This window comes from Pseudomonas iridis (assembly GCF_017980685.1).
Classification (GTDB): Bacteria; Pseudomonadota; Gammaproteobacteria; order Pseudomonadales; family Pseudomonadaceae; genus Aquipseudomonas; species Aquipseudomonas iridis.
The window spans coordinates 607,145-628,239 of sequence record NZ_JACXXO010000002.1 but is presented as its reverse complement, the minus strand read 5'-3'; the positions used below and the strand labels follow the sequence as shown (position 1 = coordinate 628,239).

18 protein-coding genes and 1 rRNA gene are annotated in these 21,095 nt (G+C 59.4%); 13 read left to right on the top strand and 6 right to left on the bottom strand.

The genetic code is table 11. The features are described 5' to 3' along the window. From IEQ42_RS07645 to aptA, 3 genes are all read right to left on the bottom strand, one after another. Positions 1–295: ribosomal RNA gene (locus tag IEQ42_RS07645) — 16S ribosomal RNA — on the bottom strand; the annotation flags it as partial. A gap of 629 nt (positions 296–924) precedes the next feature. Continuing rightward, positions 925–2,418 (bottom strand): CoA-acylating methylmalonate-semialdehyde dehydrogenase, encoded by a 1,494-nt coding sequence (locus IEQ42_RS07640; RefSeq protein ID WP_115145860.1) that lies wholly within the window; start codon positions 2,416–2,418, stop codon positions 925–927. A gap of 76 nt (positions 2,419–2,494) precedes the next feature. Then, complete coding sequence (gene aptA, locus IEQ42_RS07635; protein ID WP_210703090.1) at positions 2,495–3,844, bottom strand: omega-aminotransferase AptA; 1,350 nt, start codon at positions 3,842–3,844, stop codon at positions 2,495–2,497. Between the two features lie 138 nt (positions 3,845–3,982). On the opposite strand from aptA, the gene IEQ42_RS07630 reads away from it, so the two are divergent. From IEQ42_RS07630 to IEQ42_RS07600, 7 genes are all read left to right on the top strand, one after another. After that, entirely contained in the window at positions 3,983–4,903 is a 921-nt protein-coding gene (locus tag IEQ42_RS07630) for a LysR family transcriptional regulator (RefSeq protein WP_042557531.1), read from the top strand. 121 nt (positions 4,904–5,024) lie between these two features. After that, positions 5,025–6,413 carry a uracil-xanthine permease family protein gene (locus IEQ42_RS07625; protein WP_210703089.1) on the top strand — a complete coding sequence of 463 codons (1,389 nt, stop codon included), beginning with the start codon at positions 5,025–5,027 and terminating at the stop codon, positions 6,411–6,413. Between the two features lie 88 nt (positions 6,414–6,501). Then, entirely contained in the window at positions 6,502–7,152 is a 651-nt protein-coding gene (locus IEQ42_RS07620; protein WP_150687495.1) for a TetR/AcrR family transcriptional regulator, read from the top strand. A 7-nt stretch (positions 7,153–7,159) separates the two neighbouring features. Next, positions 7,160–7,741: an IMPACT family protein gene (locus tag IEQ42_RS07615; protein ID WP_210703088.1), complete on the top strand. Its 582-nt coding sequence runs from the start codon at positions 7,160–7,162 to the stop codon at positions 7,739–7,741. Between the two features lie 618 nt (positions 7,742–8,359). After that, the gene (locus IEQ42_RS07610) at positions 8,360–9,907 is read left to right on the top strand and encodes an ABC transporter ATP-binding protein (RefSeq protein ID WP_210703087.1); all 1,548 of its coding nucleotides are present in this window, start codon (positions 8,360–8,362) and stop codon (positions 9,905–9,907) included. Between the two features lie 13 nt (positions 9,908–9,920). After that, positions 9,921–11,027: an ABC transporter permease gene (locus tag IEQ42_RS07605; RefSeq protein WP_042557526.1), complete on the top strand. Its 1,107-nt coding sequence runs from the start codon at positions 9,921–9,923 to the stop codon at positions 11,025–11,027. Then, entirely contained in the window at positions 11,027–11,953 is a 927-nt protein-coding gene (locus IEQ42_RS07600) for an ABC transporter permease (RefSeq protein WP_042557525.1), read from the top strand. Before IEQ42_RS07605 ends, IEQ42_RS07600 begins: the two co-directional genes overlap by 1 nt. A 73-nt stretch (positions 11,954–12,026) precedes the next feature. On the opposite strand, the gene IEQ42_RS07595 is transcribed toward IEQ42_RS07600, so the two are convergent. Next, the gene (locus IEQ42_RS07595; protein ID WP_210703086.1) at positions 12,027–12,461 is read right to left on the bottom strand and encodes a hypothetical protein; all 435 of its coding nucleotides are present in this window, start codon (positions 12,459–12,461) and stop codon (positions 12,027–12,029) included. 84 nt (positions 12,462–12,545) lie between these two features. Here IEQ42_RS07595 and IEQ42_RS07590 point away from each other — a divergent pair, with 84 nt between their 5' ends. The 3 genes from IEQ42_RS07590 (at position 12,546) to IEQ42_RS07580 (ending at position 15,218) form a co-directional block, all read left to right on the top strand. Beyond that, positions 12,546–12,902 (top strand): MerR family transcriptional regulator, encoded by a 357-nt coding sequence (locus IEQ42_RS07590; RefSeq protein WP_210703085.1) that lies wholly within the window; start codon positions 12,546–12,548, stop codon positions 12,900–12,902. A gap of 17 nt (positions 12,903–12,919) precedes the next feature. Next, positions 12,920–13,606 carry an SDR family oxidoreductase gene (locus IEQ42_RS07585; RefSeq protein ID WP_210703084.1) on the top strand — a complete coding sequence of 229 codons (687 nt, stop codon included), beginning with the start codon at positions 12,920–12,922 and terminating at the stop codon, positions 13,604–13,606. Positions 13,607–13,859: 253 nt separating this feature from the next. Beyond that, positions 13,860–15,218: an 8-oxoguanine deaminase gene (locus tag IEQ42_RS07580; protein ID WP_115145867.1), complete on the top strand. Its 1,359-nt coding sequence runs from the start codon at positions 13,860–13,862 to the stop codon at positions 15,216–15,218. Between the two features lie 124 nt (positions 15,219–15,342). Here the strand turns inward: IEQ42_RS07580 and IEQ42_RS07575 are convergent, their stop codons facing one another. Beyond that, a complete protein-coding gene (locus IEQ42_RS07575; protein ID WP_210703083.1) occupies positions 15,343–16,434 on the bottom strand; it encodes a calcium:cation antiporter in 1,092 nt (363 codons plus the stop codon). A 288-nt stretch (positions 16,435–16,722) separates the two neighbouring features. Between IEQ42_RS07575 and IEQ42_RS07570 the strand changes: the two genes are divergently transcribed. The 3 genes from IEQ42_RS07570 to IEQ42_RS07560 all read left to right on the top strand — a co-directional run bounded on the left by IEQ42_RS07570 (position 16,723) and on the right by IEQ42_RS07560 (position 19,955). Next, positions 16,723–17,796: a BMP family ABC transporter substrate-binding protein gene (locus IEQ42_RS07570; protein ID WP_210703082.1), complete on the top strand. Its 1,074-nt coding sequence runs from the start codon at positions 16,723–16,725 to the stop codon at positions 17,794–17,796. A 159-nt stretch (positions 17,797–17,955) separates the two neighbouring features. Then, positions 17,956–18,921, top strand: coding sequence for a 2-oxoglutarate and iron-dependent oxygenase domain-containing protein (locus tag IEQ42_RS07565; protein WP_210703081.1), 966 nt, complete (start codon positions 17,956–17,958; stop codon positions 18,919–18,921). 80 nt (positions 18,922–19,001) lie between these two features. Next, positions 19,002–19,955: an adenosine deaminase gene (locus IEQ42_RS07560; protein WP_042557518.1), complete on the top strand. Its 954-nt coding sequence runs from the start codon at positions 19,002–19,004 to the stop codon at positions 19,953–19,955. A 96-nt stretch (positions 19,956–20,051) separates the two neighbouring features. On the opposite strand, the gene IEQ42_RS07555 is transcribed toward IEQ42_RS07560, so the two are convergent. Further along, positions 20,052–20,783: an ArsR/SmtB family transcription factor gene (locus IEQ42_RS07555; protein WP_150596144.1), complete on the bottom strand. Its 732-nt coding sequence runs from the start codon at positions 20,781–20,783 to the stop codon at positions 20,052–20,054. Positions 20,784–21,095 lie beyond the last annotated feature (312 nt).

Below are 21,095 nucleotides of genomic sequence, written 5' to 3'. Positions count from 1 at the left end.
CTCTCAGACCAGTTACGGATCGTCGCCTTGGTGAGCCATTACCTCACCAACTAGCTAATCCGACCTAGGCTCATCTGATAGCGCAAGGCCCGAAGGTCCCCTGCTTTCTCCCGTAGGACGTATGCGGTATTAGCGTTCCTTTCGAAACGTTGTCCCCCACTACCAGGCAGATTCCTAGGCATTACTCACCCGTCCGCCGCTGAATTCAGGAGCAAGCTCCTGTCATCCGCTCGACTTGCATGTGTTAGGCCTGCCGCCAGCGTTCAATCTGAGCCATGATCAAACTCTTCAGTTCAAACATCTTTGGGTTTTTAAGAAACCCTAAACTTGGCTCAGCAATCGTTGGTTACATCTTTGATTTCTCGCGGAGTAACTTGTGATGCTGATAATCTTGTTGACTATCAGTCTGACTCCACAAGCACCCACACGAATTGCTTGATTCAGTTGTTAAAGAGCGGTTGGTTAAGATCTTTCGTCTCAACCGAGGCGCGCATTCTACAGCAGCCTCATTTGCTGTCAAGTGATTATTTTCAGAAGTTTTCGAAGAATTCTTCAACAACTTCAACCACTTGCGCTTCCGATCTCTCGTTAGCGGGAGGCGAATTCTACAGCGTTACTCGCTGTTGTCAACACCTCTTTTTCTCCGCTTTCGACCGAGAAGATCGAACCGTTAAAAGAGCCAAACATCACCGCTCTTTCAACTCCTTCCAGACTTCGATGAACTGAAGCGACCTCTCTCGAAACCTACTTAACTCATTGAATCTCAAGGAGTTTTCCGTTTCGACTGCGCCGGAAGTGGGGCGAATTATAGACGTCTGGAATCTGCCGTCAACCGCTATTTTCATAATTCTGTCATATCAGTCAAAAAAGCCCGAAAACACAAAGGCCGACCTTAATAGGTCGGCCTTCTGCATGCCCTTCTACTTATAAGCTAGGGAATGCGAACTGCGAAGCCTCATGGCTCGCACGCTGAGGCCAGCGCTGAGTGATCGCCTTGCGACGGGTATAGAAGCGCACGCCATCCGGGCCGTAGGCATGCAGATCGCCGAACAGCGAACGCTTCCAGCCGCCAAAGCTGTGGTAAGCCACCGGCACCGGCAGAGGAACGTTGACGCCAACCATGCCGACTTCGATCTCATCACAGAACAGACGCGCCGCTTCACCATCACGGGTGAAGATGCAGGTGCCGTTACCGTATTCGTGATCGTTGATCAGTTGCATAGCCTCTTCCAGGCTGTTGACGCGAACAACGCACAGCACCGGACCGAAGATCTCTTCTTTATAGATGCGCATCTCAGGGGTGACGTTGTCGAACAGGCAGCCACCCAGGAAGAAGCCTTCCTCATGCCCTGCCACGCTCAGACCACGACCGTCGACCACCAGAGTCGCGCCCGCCGCCACGCCGTCATCCACATAGCCGCTGACCTTGTCGCGAGCCTGACCGGTAACCAGCGGTCCCATGTCCAGACCACAGGAAGTGCCGGCACCAATTTTCAGCGCCTTGATCTGTGGAACCAGTTTGGCCACCAGCGCATCCGCAACCTGGTCGCCCACACACACGGCTACCGAAATCGCCATGCAGCGCTCACCGCAGGAACCGTAAGCCGCGCCCATCAGTGCGCTGACCGCGTTGTCCAGATCTGCATCGGGCATCAGCACCGCATGATTCTTCGCGCCGCCCAGTGCCTGAACGCGTTTGCCCCGCTTGGTGCCTTCGGCGTAGATGTATTCCGCAATCGGCGTCGAACCGACGAAGCTCAGCGCTTTGACTTCCGGCGCTTCGATCAACGCGTCTACCGCAGTCTTGTCACCGTGTACCACGCTCATTACGCCTTTTGGCAGACCCGCTTCCAGCAGCAGTTGAGCGATCAGCAGCGTGGAACTTGGATCACGCTCGGACGGTTTGAGGATGAAGCAGTTGCCGCAGACGATCGCCAACGGGTACATCCACAGCGGCACCATGGCCGGGAAGTTGAACGGCGTGATACCGGCAACAATGCCCAGCGGCTGGAAGTCCGACCAGGCGTCGATGTTCGGGCCGACGTTGCGGCTGTACTCGCCCTTGAGGATTTCCGGGGCAGCGCAGGCGAACTCGACGTTCTCGATACCGCGCTTCAGCTCGCCGGCAGCGTCTTCCAGGGTCTTGCCGTGTTCTTCGCTGATCAATTGCGAGATGCGCGCCTCGTTCTGCTCCAGCAGTTGCTTGAAGCGGAACATCACCTGGGCACGCTTGGCCGGTGGCGTGTTGCGCCAGGCCGGGAACGCAGCCTTGGCGGCATCGATGGCTTTCTGGATGGTTTCGCGGGTGGCCAGTGGCAGCTTGTGGATCGCCTGGCCAGTAGACGGGTTGAATACATCAACCGCGCGACCGTTCTCGGTCACCAGTTCACCATTGATCAAATGCGGGATAACGCTCATCGAAAACTCCTGAAATTTTGTCCACAGACACCCGAGCGGGGTGCCTGTGTTTTGTAGGTATATATAGAAGGAAAAATCAGTCGAGCTTGTTCAGCACTTCGCCGACCGCGTCGAACAGACGATCCAGGTCTTGCGGCTTGCTGTTGAAGGTTGGGCCGAACTGCAGGGTGTCGCCGCCGAAGCGCACGTAGAACCCGGCTTTCCATAACGCCATGCCCGCTTCGAACGGACGCACGATGGCATCGCCATCACGACCGGCAATCTGAATCGCGCCGGCCAGACCGTAGTTGCGGATGTCGATGACGTTCTTCGAGCCTTTCAGCCCGTGCAGCGCGTTCTCGAAATGCGGAGCGACTTCGGCGACGCTCTGCACCAGGTTTTCCTTTTGCAGCAGATCCAGTGCTGCCAGGCCAGCGGCGCACGCCACCGGGTGCGCCGAGTAGGTGTAGCCGTGCGGGAATTCCACGGCGTATTCCGGGGTCGCCTGGTTCATGAAGGTCTGGTAGATCTCGGAGCTGGCAATCACCGCGCCCATCGGGATCGCGCCGTTGGTGATTTGTTTGGCGATGCACATCAGGTCCGGGGTGACGCCAAAGCTGTCGGAACCGAACATCGAGCCGGTGCGGCCGAAACCGGTGATCACTTCGTCGAAGACCAGCAGGATGTTGTGCTGGTCACAGATTTCACGCAGACGTTTCAGGTAACCCTGCGGCGGCACCAATACACCGGCGGAACCGGCCATCGGTTCAACGAACACCGCGGCGATGTTCGATGCGTCGTGCAGTTCGATCAGCTTCAGCAACTCGTCGGCCAGGGCGATACCGCCCTGCTCCGGCATGCCACGGGAGAACGCATTGCTCGCCAGCAACGTGTGCGGCAGGTGATCGACGTCCATCATCGACTGGCCGAACAGCTTGCGGTTGCCGTTCACGCCGCCGAGGCTGGTGCCGGCGATGTTCACGCCGTGATACCCCCGGGAACGACCGATCATTTTGGTCTTGGTCGCCTGACCTTTCAGACGCCAGTAGGCACGGACCATTTTCACCGCCGTGTCGGCGCACTCGGAGCCGGAGTCGGTGAAGAACACGTGGTTCAGGTTGCCCGGGGTCAGGTCAGTGATTTTTTCGGCCAGTTGAAAGGACAACGGATGGCCGTACTGGAAGCCCGGCGAGTAATCGAGGGTGCCCAGTTGTTTCGAAACCGCTTCCTGAATTTCCTTGCGGGTGTGCCCGGCGCCGCAGGTCCACAGACCCGACAGCGAGTCGTACACCTTGCGGCCTTTGTCATCGATGAGCCAACTGCCTTCTGCACCAACAATCAGACGCGGATCGCGCTGAAAGTTACGGTTGGCGGTGTACGGCATCCAGTGCGCGTCCAGCTTCAGTTGGCTGGCCAGTGGCGACGGAGCGTTTTCGGGCATGTTCATCGGGCAAAACCTCGCAGGGCTTAAGCTTCAGGGAGATAAAAGTCGTTGTTGCAGCTAAATTGCCACGCGGATAAAGTCGGTGAAATCCAACTCTTCTAACCTTCAGTTAGACCATCACTAAACTTTGAGCGATTAAACATGAGCAGCCGCCGCCCCGATCCGCTGGCCCAGGTCAGTGACTTTGATATTCGCCTGCTGCGGATCTTTCGCAGCGTGGTGGAATCCGGCGGCTTCTCGGCGGCGGAAACCGTGCTCGGCATCGGGCGCTCGGCGATCAGCCAGCAGATGAGCGATCTGGAGCAACGCCTCGGATTGCGTTTGTGTCAGCGTGGCCGTGCCGGATTCTCCCTGACCGAAGAAGGTCGCGAGGTCTATCAATCAGCCCTGCAGTTATTGAGTGCGCTGGAAAGTTTTCGCACCGAAGTTAACGGCCTGCACCAACACTTGCGTGGCGAGTTGATCATCGGCCTGACCGATAACCTGGTCACCCTGCCCCACATGCGCATCACCCACGCCCTCGCCCAATTGAAGGAGCGCGGGCCGGATGTGCAAATCCAGATCCGCATGATTGCGCCGAATGAAGTCGAACAAGGCGTGCTGGACGGTCGCCTGCATGTCGGCGTGGTGCCGCAGGCCAGTGCGCTTTCCGGGTTGGAATATCAACCGTTGTACAGCGAGCGCTCACTGCTTTATTGCGCGGTCGGTCATCCACTGTTTTATGTCGATGACAAACAACTCGATGACGAACGCCTTGATAGTCAGGACGCCATCGCCCCGACATTTCGCTTGCCGGGGGAAATCCAGGCGCATTATCAGGCGCTCAACTGCACTGCCAGTGCCTCCGACCGTGAGGGCATGGCGTTTCTGATTCTGACCGGCCGCTACATTGGTTATCTGCCGGATCATTACGCCAGCCTTTGGGTGCAGCAAGGGCGTTTACGCGCACTCAAGGCCGACACACGTTTTTATGATTTGAGTCTGGCATCGGTCACGCGCAAGGGACGGCGCCCTCATTTGGTGCTGGAAAGCTTTCTGGAGAGTCTGGCGGCGACACGTTAAAAATTGCCCGCCGCCCAGCCACGTTAGGCCTTAGAGACAAAACCAAGCAATAACCTGAGCAAGTGGACAGCTTTTTGCAAAGCAGGATCAACCTCGATCCTTCAACAAGAAGCCCAACGCCATGCAGCCAGATTCCGAACCGTCCAGCGACTTGATCTACGGCCTCAACGACCGCCCGAAACCGCTGGCCGCAACCCTCGCCGCCCTGCAACACGTGCTCGCCAGTTTCGTCGGCATCATCACCCCACCGCTGGTGATCGGGTCGGCGCTTGGGCTTACCGCGCATTTGCCTTACCTGATCAGCATGGCGCTGATGGTGTCCGGGGTCGGCACGTTTATTCAGGCTCGCCGGCCGTTCGGGATCGGCGCCGGGATGATCTGCTTGCAAGGCACCAGTTTCGCCTTTCTCGGCGCGGTGCTGTCGGCCGGGTTTCTGGTCAAGCAGCGCGGCGGTAGCCCGGAAGACATTTTGGCGATGATCTTTGGCGTGTGCTTTTTCGGCGCGATTGTGCAGATCGTGCTCAGCCGTTTCATTGGTCAATTGCGCAGGGTGGTCACGCCGCTGGTGACCGGGATTGTCATCACGCTGATCGGCATCAGCCTGATCAAGGTCGGCATCACCGATCTCGGCGGAGGCTTCAATGCCCCGGACTTCGGCGCGCCGGGCAATCTGGCGCTGGGCGTATTCGTGTTGCTGACGATCATTTTGCTCAACCGCTCGAACACGCCGTGGGTGCGGCTGTCGGCAATCATCATTGGCCTGCTGCTCGGGAGCCTGGCGGCGTGGTTCAGTGGGAAACTGGTCCCGCAGCCATTGCCTGGATTGCCGCTGGTGAGTTTTCCTACACCGTTCAAGTTCGGATTCAGTTTTGACTGGACCGCTTTCCTGCCAGTCGCGCTGATCTATCTGATCAGCACCATCGAAACCGTCGGCGACCTCACCGCCAATTGCATGCTCGCCCGCCAACCCATCAGCGGCCCTTCTTATATAAGCCGCTTGCGCGGCGGTGTACTGGGTGATGGCGTGAGCTGCATGATCGCCGCAACGTTCAGCGCCTTCCCCAACACCACGTTTGCGCAGAACAACGGCGTGATTCAGCTGACCGGCGTTGCCAGCCGCTACGTTGGCCTTTACATCGGCGCGATCCTGTTTTGTCTCGGCTTGTTTCCAATGATTGGTGCGGTGCTGCAACAGATACCGAAACCAGTACTCGGCGGCGCCACTCTGGTTATGTTCGGTGCCGTCGCCGCTGCCGGTGTGCGCATCCTCGCGCAGTCGCCGCTGGATCGGCGCAGCATGCTGATCATCGCCACTTCGTTCGGCGTCGGCCTGGGCATCGCTGCGCAACCGAACCTGCTGCACCTGCTGCCGAAACTGGTGCAAAACCTGTTCGACTCGGCGATTACCAGCGGCGGGCTGACGGCAATCATCCTTTGCCTGCTGCTGCCGGAAGCCAAAACGGCACCCGCTGAAGTGCAAGTGCCGCTGAACAAGATCGAACAGGCGTAACGGTTTTATCGCCTGAGGACTTGTCGGATGCTTGTGGGTGCGCTATCAACGCAACTGGTTGCACCCACAGACAAACCCGGAAGTGCCTATGACCTTTGAAGTCCCCGCTCACGGCGGCAAGCCCGCCAGCCGCATTCGTCAGAAGAACGAAGAGACCATTCTCAAAGCCGCCGAAGACGAGTTTGCCCGCCACGGGTACAAAGGCACCAGCATGAACACCATCGCCCAGAATGCCGGGTTGCCCAAGGCTAACCTGCATTACTACTTCACCAACAAATTGGGGCTGTACGTGGCGGTGCTGAGCAACATCATCGAGTTGTGGGACAGCACCTTCAACACCCTCACCGCCGAAGACGATCCGGCCGAAGCGCTGACCCGTTACATTCGCGCCAAAATGGAATACTCGCGCCGCCAGCCACAAGCCTCGCGAATCTTTGCGATGGAAGTGATCAGCGGCGGCGAATGCCTGAGCGAGTATTTCAATCAGGATTACCGCGCCTGGTTCCAGGGCCGCGCGGCGGTGTTTCAGGCGTGGATCGATGCCGGCAAAATGGACCCGGTCGACCCGGTGCACCTGATCTTCCTGTTGTGGGGCAGCACCCAGCACTACGCCGACTTCGCCACGCAGATCTGCCGCGTCAGCGGGCGCAGCAAGTTGACCAAGCAGGACATGGAAGACGCCGGCAACAACCTGATCCGCATCATTCTCAAAGGCTGCGGCCTCACTCCTTCTCTATAAGACGTTTATGCCTTTCACCCTCAGCGGTTTTTGCGAGTACCGCGAAGAGATTCGCAAAAGCCGCTTTATCACTTTCGCTGCCCCCATCAACAGTTCCGCTGACGCGCAGGCGTTCTTCGAACAGCACAGCGACTTGAACGCCTCGCACAATTGCTGGGCGTGGAAACTCGGCGATCAATATCGCAGCAATGACGACGGCGAACCGGGCGGCACGGCCGGGCGACCGATTCTGGCAGCGATTGAAGCGCAGGATTGCGATCAGGTCGCGGTGCTGGTGATCCGCTGGTACGGCGGCATTCAACTGGGCACTGGCGGTTTGGCGCGAGCCTATGGCGGGGGTGCGAACAAGTGCCTGCAAACGGCGGCGAAAGTCGAGTTGATCAGCCGCGTACCATTGCGTTGTGCCTGCGGCTTTGCCGAGTTGGCGTTGGTGAAGCTGCGGGTGGCGGATCTGGATGGGTTGATTGTCGAAGAAAACTTCACGGCAAACGGCGTTGAGTTGAAGTTAGCTGTGGGAGAAGCGCAGATCGAGGTCTTGCAAACGCAGCTAGCCGATTTGAGTCGTGGGCGGATTTTGCTTCAACGATAAAAGATCAAAAGATCGTCCGATCGCGGCCCGAGCGTTCCGCAGCTCCTACACTTGAAATGCATTCCCCTGTAGGAGCTGCCGAAGGCTGCGATCTTTTAGGGCATCACCCTTTTCCGTTATTACCCGGACTTGCCCACATCGGCTGTGCACCCGGCTGTGGATAACCTGAGCACATACCGCTGTAACCCTTCTGTCATGCGGCTTTGCGCGATTTGTTCACTTTTCGTTCAATTCCCCCGACGAAATGAAAATCCCACGCAAAAACAATCAGTTATCTTGGTTTATCACCATTAGAAGAAAGCACCACGGTGCTTATGCCCTTGATTCCATGTTGCGCACAAATACTGTGGAACAACCTGTGGATAAGCCGTTCATGACTGGCGCAGTTGCAGATTGCACATAGCTCCGACGCAGTTGCTCGTTTTTTGATCAGTTGCCTGCGGGCAAAAGTGGAGCTTGATCAACGGCCTCGCCCCCAAGTGGTGCTCGTTGTTATGCCGAATTTACTGCAAGTGCTCTGCGACAGGCGCAAAGAATAGGTGTCTTCAGGTGTTCCTGACTCAATGGCCAGGAAATTGCTTTATCCACAGGCACAACTCCAAGCAAGTCGAGCCTGTCATGCCCATCGCCCCTCCTGTCCCGCGCCTGCAACTGCGCCATATCAGCAAACGCTACCCCGGATGTCTGGCCAATGACGCTATTGATCTGAGCATTGCGCCCGGTGAAATCCATGCCTTGCTCGGTGAAAACGGCGCAGGCAAAAGCACGCTGATGAAGATCATCCACGGCGTCACTCAGGCCGACGCGGGCGAGATGCTCTGGCAAGGTCAGCGCGTGAACATGCGCAACCCGGCCCAGGCGCGACAGCTGGGGATCGGCATGGTCTTTCAACATTTCTCGCTGTTCGAAACCCTCAGCGTGGCGCAGAACATTGCCTTGGCGATGGGTGCGGCAGCGGGCACTCCGAAACAGCTTGAGCCAAAGATTCGCGAAGTGTCGCGGCGCTACGGCATGGCGCTGGAGCCTGAGCGACTTGTCCACAGCCTGTCGATTGGCGAGCGGCAACGGGTGGAAATCATTCGCTGCCTGATGCAAGACATCCGTCTGCTGATTCTCGACGAACCGACTTCGGTGCTGACGCCGCAGGAGGCCGACGATTTGTTCATCACCCTGCGCCGTCTCGCCGCTGAGGGGTGCAGCATTTTGTTTATCAGCCACAAGCTCGGAGAGGTTCGCGCCTTGTGCCACAGCGCAACGGTGTTGCGCGGCGGGCGGGTGGCCGGGCATTGCGTACCGGCCGAATGCTCGGATCAACAGTTGGCGCAGATGATGGTGGGCGAAGCGGCGGCGTTGATTGGCGACTATCAGAAGGTCAGCGGTGGCGCGGTGTTTTTGCAGATCAGCGGTTTGAGTTGGCATAACCCGGACCCGTTTGGCTGCTCACTGGCAGGCATCGACTTGCAGGTGCGCAGCGGTGAAATCGTTGGCATCGCCGGGGTCGCGGGCAATGGTCAGGACGAATTGCTTGCCCTGCTCAGTGGCGAGCAAACGCTGTCACGGGTCGAGGCCGAAACGATTCGTTTCGGTCATCAGGCCGTTGCTGATTTACGCCCCGATGCACGACGCAGACTCGGTCTGGCTTTCGTCCCGGCCGAGCGCCTCGGCCATGGCGCGGTGCCAGAGCTGAGTCTGGCCGACAACGCGCTGCTGACAGCCTTTCAACAAGGGCTGGTGAGCAACGGTTTGATCGAACGCGGCAAAGTCGATGCCCTCGCCCGGCAAATCATTCAACGCTTCGGGGTAAAAACGCCGAATACGCAAACCGCCGCCCGCAGCCTGTCCGGCGGCAATCTACAGAAATTCATCCTCGGCCGGGAAATCCTCCAGCAACCAAAACTGCTGATCGCCGCGCACCCGACCTGGGGCGTGGACGTCGGCGCCGCCGCGACCATCCACCGCGCGTTGATCGCCTTGCGCGATGCCGGCGCGGCGATTCTGGTGATTTCCGAAGACCTCGATGAACTGTTCCAGATCAGCGACCGCCTCGGCGCCTTGTGCGGCGGCAAGCTGTCGGCGCTGCAAAACACCACGGACACGCAACTGAGTGACGTCGGCGGCTGGATGGCCGGTCAGTTCGATACCCCTCAACAACACGCCACGGTTTAACGGAGTTTCAAACATGCTGCTTTCCCTCGAACCCCGTGGCCAGCAATCGCGCCTGATGCTCTGGTGCTCACCGCTGTTGGCGGCGGCGCTGACGCTCGGTTGCGGTTCGCTGCTGTTCATCGCCCTCGGTCATGATCCGCTGCAAACCTTGCACACGCTGCTGATCGCGCCGGTCAGCGACTTGTACGGTGTTTCGGAATTGCTGGTCAAAGCCTTGCCGATTCTGCTCTGCGCGCTGGGCCTGGCGGTGGCCTACCAAGCGCGAATCTGGAATATCGGCGCCGAAGGTCAATTGCTGCTGGGCGCGCTCGCCGGCAGTGCCTTGGCGGTGAATATCATCGACATGCAAAGCCGTTGGGCGCTGGTGCTGATTCTGCTGACCGGTACCCTCGCCGGCGCCGCATGGGCGGGGCTCACCGCATGGCTGCGCACACGCTTCAACGCCAACGAAATCCTCACCAGCATCATGCTCAATTACATCGCGCTGAACTTGCTGCTGTTCTGCGTACATGGGCCGCTGAAGGACCCCGCTGGTTTCAATTTTCCCGAGTCGGCAATGTTCGGCGACGCCAGTCGTTTGCCGCTGTTGCTGGAGGATGGCCGCGTGCATGCCGGGGTGTATTTCGCCCTGCTCGCGCTAGTCGCGGTGTGGGTGTTGTTGCAGAAAAGTTTTATCGGCTTCCAGATCAAAGTGCTCGGGCTGGACAAGCGTGCGGCAGGGTTCGTCGGCTTTCGCGAGAAGCGTTTGATCTGGCTTGCCCTGTTGATCAGCGGCGGGCTCGCGGGGCTTGCCGGGGTCTGCGAAGTCACCGGCCCCATCGGCCAATTGGTGCCGCAAGTGTCACCGGGTTACGGCTACGCGGCGATCACCGTGGCGTTTCTTGGGCGGCTCAACCCCATCGGGATTCTGTTCTCCAGTCTGCTGATGGCGCTGCTGTACATCGGGGGCGAGAACGCGCAGATGAGCCTCAATCTGCCGCAGGCGATCACGCAACTGTTTCAGGGAATGATGCTGTTTTTCCTGCTCGCCAGTGATGTGCTGATTCTCTATCGGCCACGCCTGAATCTGCGCTGGGCACGGCGCACACAGACCCCCACCGTAACCGCCGGAGCGCTGTGATGGATATCGATCTGCTGAGCAATATTTTCTTCGCGATGGTGCGTTGCGGCACGCCGCTGCTGTTGGTGGCGCTGGGTGAACTGATCTGCGAGAAGAGCGGCGTGCTCAACCTCGGGCAGGAAGGGATGATGCTGTTTGGTGCGGTGATCGGTTTTATCGTCGCGCTCAACAGCGGCAACCTGTGGCTCGGCGTATTGCTGGCGATGCTCGCCGGGATGCTGCTGTCGTCACTGTTTGCTTTGGTGGCGCTGGTGTTCAACGCCAATCAGGTAGCGACCGGGTTGGCCCTGACGATTTTTGGCGTGGGGTTGTCGACTTTCGTGGGGGCGGCGTGGGTCGGCAAACCATTGGCTGGATTCGAGCCGTTGGCGATTCCGTATCTGAGTGAAATCCCGCTGATCGGGCGGATGCTGTTCGCGCAGGATCTGCTGGTGTATCTGTCGTTCGGGCTGTTTGCCTTGGTGGCGTGGGTGATCATCAAAAGCCGTGTCGGGCTGATCATTCAAGCGGTCGGCGAGAACCCGGATGCGGCCAGTGCGATGGGCTTGCCGGTGTTGACCGTGCGCACCTTGGCGGTGCTTTTCGGCGGCGCGATGGCCGGGCTGGCCGGGGCGTATCTGTCGCTGGCGTACACGCCGATGTGGGCGGAAAACATGACTGCCGGGCGTGGCTGGATTGCCTTGGCGCTGGTGGTGTTTGCCAGTTGGCGGGTGTGGCGGTTGTTGCTTGGGGCGTATCTGTTTGGCCTCGCCAGCATCCTGCACCTGGTGGCGCAGGGGTTGGGGCTGGCGATTCCGTCGAGCCTGCTGGCGATGCTGCCGTACGTGGCGACGATTGTGGTGCTGGTGTTGTTGTCGCGCGATGCACTGCGGACACGGTTGTATGCGCCGGTGTCGTTGGGGCAGCCGTGGCAGTCGGGGCATTAATGCGGTGATTTCACGGGCATCATCGCTGGCAAGCCAGCTCCCACAAGGATCTCGGGTGTGAACGAGGTCCATGTCACACAACAGGAACCTGTGGGAGCTGGCTTGCCAGCGATGGGGCCCGAACAGGCAAAACCTGAGCAATGCCCCACGCCAGTTCGAAGACGAGGAAAATCAGCAGAATCGAACTGGCGCCATGGACCAGGGCATACCCCTGCCAAGCCGCAAACAGAAACCGCGCCACCGCGTCATAACGTCCATAACGCGCCTGCGGATCACGAATCCGCAGCACCGCCCACACACAAACCACCGAGCCCAAAAGATTCGCCATCAACATGTGCATCGGCGCGAACGCCGGCAACTCACCGGGCAGATCCAGCGCCTGACCGAGCGCGGTCAAAACTCCGTGCAACGCGGCAAAACTCCACGGCGTCACAAACGCAGCCGTGACGATCAGGTCGTACCAGGCGCTGCCGCGCACCACGTTTCGATATTGTGTTGAAGTCCACATCGTCCCTGCTCCAGAAATTTGAGGAGCAACCACGGTAAAGCCTGGAGTATGCTCCAGGGTCAAGCCCTCTTCAGAGCATCACAAATGCGCATCGGTGAATTGGCACAGGCCAGCGCAGTCAGTCGCGACACGCTGCGTTTCTATGAGCAACGCGGATTGATCGCGGCGCAACGCAGTGCCAATGGTTATCGCGACTACCCGCCGGAAATGCTGCAACTGGTGCTCTACATCAGGACGGCGCAGCGTTTGGGTTTTACCCTCGGCGAGATCGGCGACAGCGTTGCCGCACTGTGGAACACGCCCGATCCGCAAAACGCTGTGGCGCAATTGCTGCGCGACAAGCTACAACTGATTGAAACCCGCATGAGCGAACTCGACGCGCTACGACATGAGCTGCAACTACGGCTCGGTCAGGCCTGTCCATTGAACCCTGAACGATAATTTTCAAGGAACCCATCATGTCCCAGGCAAAAAATGCACTGATTATCGGCGCCTCCCGTGGCTTGGGCCTCGGCTTGGTGAAGACCCTGCTGGGCGACGGCTGGCAAGTGACCGCCACCGTGCGCAATCCCTCGAACGCCGAGGCGCTGCAAGCGCTGGGCAACGTGCGGATCGAGAAGCTCGACATGGATGACCAGCAAGCGGTGATCGCCTTGAGCCAACAGTTGAAGGGTGAAACTTTCGACCTGCTGTTCGTCAATGCCGGGGTCAAAGGCCCGGCAATACAGACCCCAGGCGGCGCGACCCTGGCGGAAGTCGGTCAGCTGTTTTTCACCAACGCGGTAGCGCCGATCAATCTGGCGCAACGCTTTGCCGGACAGATCCGCGATGGCAGCGGCGTGCTGGCGTTCATGAGTTCGGTACTCGGCAGCGTGACCATGCCGGATGCGCCGGAACTGGCGCTGTACAAGGCGAGCAAGGCTGCGCTGAACTCGATGACCAACAGTTTTGTCACGCAACTGGGCGAACAGAAACTGACCGTGCTGTCGCTGCATCCGGGTTGGGTGAAGACCGACATGGGCGGTGAAGGGGCTGACCTTGATGTGGACACCAGCACACGCGGTCTGATTGATCAGGTGAATGCGTTTACCGGCAAGGGTGGGCATCACTTCATCAATTACAAAGGCGAAACCATTCCCTGGTAAATGCACATATCCTGTGGGAGCCGGGCTTGCCCGCGATGACGGAGTACCAGTCGCCACATAAGGTGGCTGATCCGACGCATTCGCTGGCAAGCCAGCTCCCACAGGGATGAACGGTGTCCTGTCGGGTGGGGCTTGCCCGACGCAGTGATTTGTTTGAAACTGCGTACCTCGTCCGTCGCGGCGAACCTGGATCAGCAGACAGGGCAACACTGAGCTGGCAACCCTGAACCCACTTTCAGAGGAGCCGGCGACAATGCCTGCGACCCGTACCTGGTTAAAAAACCCCCTCGCCATTTTCACCTCCAACGAGCTCGATGCCCGTGGCGGTCTGGTGCTGCAAGACGGCGTGATCGTCGAAGTGCTCGCCGCCGGTCAACAGCCGTCAGCGCCGTGCAATGAAGTGTTCGATGCCCGCGAGCATGTGATCCTGCCGGGCCTGATCAACACCCACCATCACTTCTATCAAACCCTGACACGCGCCTGGGCGCCGGTGGTCAATCAGCCGTTGTTCCCGTGGCTGAAAACCCTGTACCCGGTGTGGGCACGTCTGACGCCGGAAAAACTCGCCCTCGCCACCAAAGTCGCTTTGGCCGAGTTGCTGCTGTCGGGTTGCACCACCGCTGCCGACCATCATTACCTGTTCCCGGACGGCCTGGAAAACGCCATCGACGTGCAAGTCGAAACCGTGCGTGAACTGGGCATGCGCGCCATGCTCACCCGTGGTTCGATGAGCCTCGGCGAGAAGGACGGCGGCCTGCCGCCGCAGCAGACCGTGCAAGAAGGCCAGGTGATTCTCGACGACAGTCAGCGCCTGATCCACGAGTACCACGAGCGTGGCGACGGTGCGCAAATCCAGATCGCGCTGGCACCATGCTCGCCGTTTTCAGTGACTCCGGAAATCATGTCGGCCAGCGCCGAACTGGCGAATAAGCTCGACGTGCGCCTGCACACGCACCTGGCCGAAACCCTCGACGAAGAAGATTTCTGCCTGCAGCGTTTCGGCCTGCGCACCGTCGACTATCTGGACAGCGTCGGCTGGCTCGGCCCGCGCACCTGGCTGGCCCACGGCATCCACTTCAACCCCGACGAAATCGCCCGCCTCGGCCAGGCCGGCACCGGCATCTGTCACTGCCCAAGCTCGAACATGCGTCTGGCCTCGGGCATTTGCCCAAGCATCGATTTGACTGACGCCGGTGCGCTGTTCGGTCTGGGCGTGGATGGCTCGGCGTCCAACGATGCGTCGAACATGATCCTTGAAGCGCGTCAGGCGCTGTACATCCAGCGCCTGCGTTATGGCGCCGAGAAAATTACCCCTGAGCGCGTGCTGGGCTGGGCGACCAAGGGGTCGGCGAGCCTGTTGGGCCGTACCGACATTGGTGAGCTGGCGGTGGGCAAACAGGCTGATCTGGCATTGTTCAAGCTCGATGAACTGCGCTTCTCTGGCAGCCACGATCCGATTTCGGCGCTGCTGCTGTGCGGCGCAGATCGAGCGGATCGGGTGATGATTGGCGGCAAGTGGCGCGTGGTTGATGGCCAGGTCGAAGGACTGGATCTGAAAGGCCTGATCGCCGATCACAGCCAGGCTGCTCGCCAGCTGATCGCCGGTACCTGATCCCAGCGGATCAAAACGGTGGGAGCGAGCCTGCTCGCGAAGAAGGAGCATCAGGCAACTTTTTTGTTGAATGACACTCCGCTTTCGCGAGCAGGCTCGCTCCCACAATTGTTTTGCAGTGGGCTTAAAGGCCTAGCAGGGACAGCATGATGAACGTCGCGAACAACACGAAGTGCGTCATGCCTTCAATGGCATTGGTCTCGCCGTCATTGAGATTGATCGCGCTGACGATCAATGTGAGAAAGATCATCACCGTCTGCACCGGGGTCATTGCCATCTGAAATGGCTGACCGGTGTACAGCGCCATCGCTTCCATCACCGGCACGGTGAGGATCACCGTCGACAGTGACGCACCCATCGCAATGTTGACCACCGACTGCATGCGGTTGGCCAACGCCGCACGCAACGCGGTCAAAATCTCCGGTGCCGCTGAAATCGCCGCCACCAGAATCGCCGTGATCACCGGCGGTGCGCCCGTGCCTTCCAGGCCCAGATCGAGGGTCTTGGACATCACCTCGGCCAATGCGCCGATCACCACAATGCCAAACACCAGAATGCCGATCGACAGGCCGATGCTCGGTGCTTTCGCCTGCGCGTCCTGCGGCTCTTTCTTGCGACGTTTGTCCGGGTAGCTGTAGCTGAAAAAGTAACTGTGCGGGCCGACCTGCATGCGCAGGAACAGCGCGTAAAGCAGCACCATTGCACCGATAGTGAACGCCGAATAGATCTTCCAATTGGCCTCGGGAATGAACTCCGGCACCACCATCGACACGCCCATCGCCGTGAGGATCATCACGCTGTAGCTGCGCGCCGAATCGTCGTTGTAGGACTGCTCGCCATGCTTGATCCCTCCCATCAGCGCAGCGAGGCCGAGGATGCCGTTGATGTCGAGCATCACGGCCGAATAAATCGTGTCGCGCACCAGTGTGGGCGACGCTTCGTTGCTCATCATGATCGCCAGAATCACCACTTCTACCAGCACGGCGGCCAGCGTGAGGATCATCGTGCCGTAGGGGTCGCCGACCTTTTCGGCGAGCAATTCGGCGTGATGGGCGACGCGCATCGAAGCGGCGACGATGAACGCGATCAGCACCAGACCGGCAGTCAGTGCGACGATCTGGCCGCTGTGCAGCATCCAGTGTTCCAACGGATAAGCGACGACTGCGGCGAGCAGGGCCAGCAGCAGCAAGCTTTCTTGCTTGAGGATTGAGAGCATGACAGGCCTTTTAACGCAGAGATTCCAATGAGCTACTGACTACGGCGCGGCGCTAACGTTTCGTTACACATTAGCGCACCAAGCAATGGCGAGACTTTTGCCTGATGCACTTTTATTGGCCTGACCGGCCCCTTCGCGAGCAGGCTCGCTCCCACCTTGGAATGCAATCCCCTGTGGGAGCGAGCGTGCTCGCGAAGGCGTTCACACGGTTTCAAACCAGTTTGTTGTCTTGTTGGTCAGCAATTTGCATTGCCCCTGACCACACACAACAAAATGGAGCTCCAATTCATGCATATACGTCCGCTGCACAAACTGCTGTGCGCCGCCATTGGTCTGGGGATAAGCCTGAGCGCCAGCGCTGCCGATCCGCTGAAGGTTGGTTTCGTCTACATCGACCCCATCGGTGACCACGGCTGGACGTATCAGCATGAACAGGGGCGCAAGGCGCTGGCGGAGAAATTCGGCGCGCAGATCACCACCAACTACGTGGAAAACGTCGCCGAAGGTGCCGACGCCGAGCGGGTGATCCGCAACATGGCGAAGGACAAGTACGACCTGATCTTCACCACGTCCTTCGGTTACATGAACCCGACGCTGAAAGTCGCCAAACAATTTCCCAAGGTGACCTTCGAGCACGCCACCGGCTACAAGCAGGACAAGAACCTCGGCACCTATCTGGCGCGCACCTACGAGGGCCGTTACGTCGGCGGCTTCCTCGCGGCGAAGATGACCAAGACCAAAAAGATCGGCTACGTCGCCTCCTTCCCGATCCCGGAAGTGATCCGCGACATCAACGCCATTCAACTGGCCCTGAACAAGTACAACCCCGGCACCGAGATCAAAGTGGTGTGGGTCAACTCATGGTTCGATCCGGGCAAGGAAGCCGATGCCGCCAACGCGCTGATCGATCAGGGTGTCGACGTGGTATTCCAGCACACCGACAGCCCGGCTCCGATTCAGGCTGCCGAACGCCGCGGTGTCTACGCGGTGGGTTACGCCTCCGACATGGCCCACTTCGGGCCGAAAGCGGTGCTGACCTCGATCGTCAACGACTGGGCGCCGCATTACATTCAGGCGACTCAAAGCGTGATCGATCACAGCTGGAAGTCCCAGGATTACTGGGGCGGGCTGAAGGAAGGCACGGTTGAACTGCCGATCAGCGACCTGGTGCCAGCACCGGTCAAAGCAGAAGCCGAGCAGATCATTGCCGATATCAAGAGCGGTGCGTTGCAGCCGTTTACCGGGCCGATCAAGGATCAGGCCGGGGTCGAGAAAATCCCCGCTGGTTTGAGTGCGACCACGGCGGAACTGGCGTCGATGAACTATTACGTGGAAGGCATGAAGGCCGAGATGCCGAAGTAATCCTCCCAGAAACACCACCGAACCTGTGGGAGCTGGCTTGCCAGCGATGAGGCCATTACCTTCAACATCATTGTTGCCTGGGAGATCGCTATCGCTGGCAAGCCAGCTCCCACAGAGATCTCCGTTGCTTTTCAGTCTGAGTTTCTTCAGGACAAACGTATGAACAGCCTTCCCATCATCGACATCAGCCCGCTCTACACCGACAACCAAAACGCCTGGCCCGCCGTTGCCGAGCAAATCGACCAGGCTTGCCGCGAGTGGGGTTTCTTCTACATCAAGGGGCATCCGATTTCCGCCCAGCGCATCGACGCCCTGCTCGATCACGCGCAGCGTTTTTTCGATCTGCCGGCGGCAGAGAAGCTCAAGATCGACATCACCCGGACCCGCCACCATCGCGGCTACGGCGCCATCGCCACCGAACAGCTCGACCCGAACAAACCCAGCGACCTCAAAGAAACCTTCGACATGGGCCTGCACCTGTCGGCGAACCATCCCGAAGTGCTGGCGGAAAAACCCTTGCGCGGGCCCAACCGCCATCCGGCAATTCCCGGTTGGGAGGCGCTGATGGAACAGCACTACCTCGACATGCAGGCCCTCGCGCAAACGCTGCTGCGCGCCATGACCCTTGCCCTGGACATCGAACGCGACTTCTTCGACAAGCGCTTTCTTGAGCCCGTGAGTGTGCTGCGCATGATCCATTACCCGCCGCGTCACACCGCCAGTTCCGCCGAGCAGCAAGGCGCCGGTGCGCACACCGATTACGGCTGCATCACCCTGCTGTATCAGGACAGCGCCGGTGGCTTGCAAGTGAAGAACGTCAAAGGCGAGTGGATCGACGCTCCACCGATTGACGGGACGTTCGTGGTCAACCTCGGCGACATGATGGCGCGCTGGAGCAATGACCGATATCGCTCGACACCGCACCGGGTGGTCAGCCCGCTCGGAGTGGATCGCTACTCGATGCCGTTCTTTGCCGAGCCTCACCCGGACACCCGTATCGAGTGCCTGCCCGGTTGCCAGAGCGCAGAATACCCGGCGAAATATCCGACGACCACTTGTGCTGAATTCCTGCTGTCGCGCTTCGCCGATACCTACGCTTATCGACGGGAACAGGAAGCGGTGTGACGGATCGCTTGGTCAGGTTTTGCCAATTATTTCAGCAAGCATCTGTAGAATGCCGCCATTGCACCTGATGAGAAAAGAATATGTACGACTGGCTCAACGCCCTGCCCAAGGCCGAACTGCACCTGCATCTGGAAGGCTCGCTGGAGCCTGAGTTGCTGTTCGCTTTGGCCGAACGCAACAAGATCGCCCTGCCGTGGAACGACGTCGAAACCCTGCGCAAGGCTTACGCCTTCAACAACCTGCAGGAATTCCTCGACCTGTATTACCAAGGCGCCGATGTGCTGCGCACCTCGCAGGATTTCTACGACCTGACCTGGGCCTACCTGCTGCGCTGCAAGGCGCAAAACGTGATTCACACCGAACCGTTCTTCGACCCGCAGACCCACACCGACCGTGGCATCCCGTTCGAAGTGGTGCTCAACGGCATCGCCGCCGCGTTGAAGGATGGCGAGCAGCAACTGGGCATCACCAGCGGTTTGATCCTCAGCTTCCTGCGCCACTTGAGCGAAGAAGAAGCCGAGAAAACCCTCGATCAGGCGCTGCCGTTCCGTGACGCGTTTGTCGCCGTAGGTCTGGACAGCTCCGAAATGGGCCATCCGCCAAGCAAGTTCCAGCGCGTGTTCGACCGTGCCCGTCACGAAGGCTTCCTGACCGTCGCCCACGCCGGTGAAGAAGGCCCGCCGGAATACATCTGGGAAGCCATCGACCTGCTGAAAATCCAACGCATCGACCACGGCGTACGCGCCATCGAAGACGAGCGCCTGATGCAGCGGATCATCGACGAGCAGATCCCGCTGACCGTGTGCCCGCTGTCGAACACCAAACTTTGCGTGTTCGATCACATGTCGCAGCACAACATCCTCGACATGCTTGAGCGTGGCGTTAAGGTGACGGTCAACTCCGATGACCCTGCGTACTTCGGTGGTTACGTGACCGAGAACTTCCATGCGCTGTACGAACACTTGGGCATGACCCAGGATCAGGCCAAACGCCTGGCACAGAACAGCCTGGATGCACGGCTCGTAAAACCTTAAGAGCAATACTAAAACTGTGGGAGCGGGCTTGCCCGCTCCCACAGGTACAGTGTTAGCTGATGGATTCGGGCTCAGGCAGCGATTTCACAGGCTCTGCTACGCCAGTTCCAGCTCTGTTTCCTTGGCGAATCGATGCAGCTCCCGCTGGCCAATAGCGGTCAGTTGCAACGCCCTGGAGTCATGGGGCAAGGTCAGCCAACCGGACTGCATGAACAACTGCAGCAACGCCGCGCCGAGTGAACCGCCCATGTGCGGACGACGCTCGCTCCAGTCCGGGCAGGCACAGGCCACTTGCACGTTGCGATGGGCCAGCGCCTGGATGAACACGCCACGCCCGGCCAACTTGCTCGCGCCTTTATGGGTCACCACCACGCGTTGCTCAAGCTGTTCGATCCAGCCGGCGTCGAGCAGGCGTTGATAAAGATCGGCCGCCAGCGTGCCGCCCAAATGGTCATCACAGAAACGAGCGCGCAGCAGTGAAGACGGCGCCGCCGCTACCTTGGCCATCGGCGTATTGCGTTTGAACACCTCGGCGACTTCTCGCGGGGCACTGGCGATGGTGGCGCTGGCCAACGCTTCGATCGCAGCCCCTACCTCCGGCGCCGAGAGGCGGAAAAACCGTTTACGCCCCCGGACTTCGACCTTCAACAGACCGCCAGTGGACAACCGTGCCAGATGCGCACTGGCCGACGACGGCGACAGCCCTGCCAGTAGCGCAAGCTCCTCGGTCTGCCGGGCCGAGCCATCCATCAACGCCCACATCATCGCGCTGCGCTTGGGGTCGGCCAGCAACGTGGCGATCTGGCTGATGCAAGGTGCATGTTCCATGTATTCACTCCCTGTGGAATCGTATCGTCTACTGCTCGGAGACATCTTGACCAGTAATGAGCCAGCGGCCAAGACGCGAAAAACGCCCTGAGCCGGGGCAAGGCAGGCCATTGGCACAACATGTTCCGGCGCCGAACCCGCAACCGCAGCAGTACCCGAAGTTAAACAAGGCAGCTCAGCATTGATGGCGTTCGGGCCGGGTTTCGGTACTGGCGTGAGGCGGGCGCTAGTATAAGCGGGATGCACGCGCCGTCCCGCGCTGCGGACTGCACGGGTGGTGATTGTTCCTGACAGAAATTTCTCTATTTACCT

Bases quoted from the DNA above. Each gene is read 5' to 3' on its own strand.
- IEQ42_RS07585 (WP_210703084.1), top strand. From the start codon at position 12,920: ATGTCCCAGGCAAAAAATGCACTGATTATCGGCGCCTCCCGTGGCTTG.
- IEQ42_RS07555 (WP_150596144.1), bottom strand. From the start codon at position 20,783: ATGGAACATGCACCTTGCATCAGCCAGATCGCCACGTTGCTGGCCGAC.
- IEQ42_RS07630 (WP_042557531.1), top strand. From the start codon at position 3,983: ATGAGCAGCCGCCGCCCCGATCCGCTGGCCCAGGTCAGTGACTTTGAT.
- IEQ42_RS07625 (WP_210703089.1), top strand. From the start codon at position 5,025: ATGCAGCCAGATTCCGAACCGTCCAGCGACTTGATCTACGGCCTCAAC.
- IEQ42_RS07570 (WP_210703082.1), top strand. From the start codon at position 16,723: ATGCATATACGTCCGCTGCACAAACTGCTGTGCGCCGCCATTGGTCTG.
- IEQ42_RS07605 (WP_042557526.1), top strand. From the start codon at position 9,921: ATGCTGCTTTCCCTCGAACCCCGTGGCCAGCAATCGCGCCTGATGCTC.
- IEQ42_RS07565 (WP_210703081.1), top strand. From the start codon at position 17,956: ATGAACAGCCTTCCCATCATCGACATCAGCCCGCTCTACACCGACAAC.
- IEQ42_RS07610 (WP_210703087.1), top strand. From the start codon at position 8,360: ATGCCCATCGCCCCTCCTGTCCCGCGCCTGCAACTGCGCCATATCAGC.
- IEQ42_RS07640 (WP_115145860.1), bottom strand. From the start codon at position 2,418: ATGAGCGTTATCCCGCATTTGATCAATGGTGAACTGGTGACCGAGAAC.
- aptA (WP_210703090.1), bottom strand. From the start codon at position 3,844: ATGAACATGCCCGAAAACGCTCCGTCGCCACTGGCCAGCCAACTGAAG.
- IEQ42_RS07580 (WP_115145867.1), top strand. From the start codon at position 13,860: ATGCCTGCGACCCGTACCTGGTTAAAAAACCCCCTCGCCATTTTCACC.
- IEQ42_RS07620 (WP_150687495.1), top strand. From the start codon at position 6,502: ATGACCTTTGAAGTCCCCGCTCACGGCGGCAAGCCCGCCAGCCGCATT.
- IEQ42_RS07560 (WP_042557518.1), top strand. From the start codon at position 19,002: ATGTACGACTGGCTCAACGCCCTGCCCAAGGCCGAACTGCACCTGCAT.
- IEQ42_RS07600 (WP_042557525.1), top strand. From the start codon at position 11,027: ATGGATATCGATCTGCTGAGCAATATTTTCTTCGCGATGGTGCGTTGC.
- IEQ42_RS07595 (WP_210703086.1), bottom strand. From the start codon at position 12,461: ATGTGGACTTCAACACAATATCGAAACGTGGTGCGCGGCAGCGCCTGG.
- IEQ42_RS07575 (WP_210703083.1), bottom strand. From the start codon at position 16,434: ATGCTCTCAATCCTCAAGCAAGAAAGCTTGCTGCTGCTGGCCCTGCTC.
- IEQ42_RS07590 (WP_210703085.1), top strand. From the start codon at position 12,546: ATGCGCATCGGTGAATTGGCACAGGCCAGCGCAGTCAGTCGCGACACG.
- IEQ42_RS07615 (WP_210703088.1), top strand. From the start codon at position 7,160: ATGCCTTTCACCCTCAGCGGTTTTTGCGAGTACCGCGAAGAGATTCGC.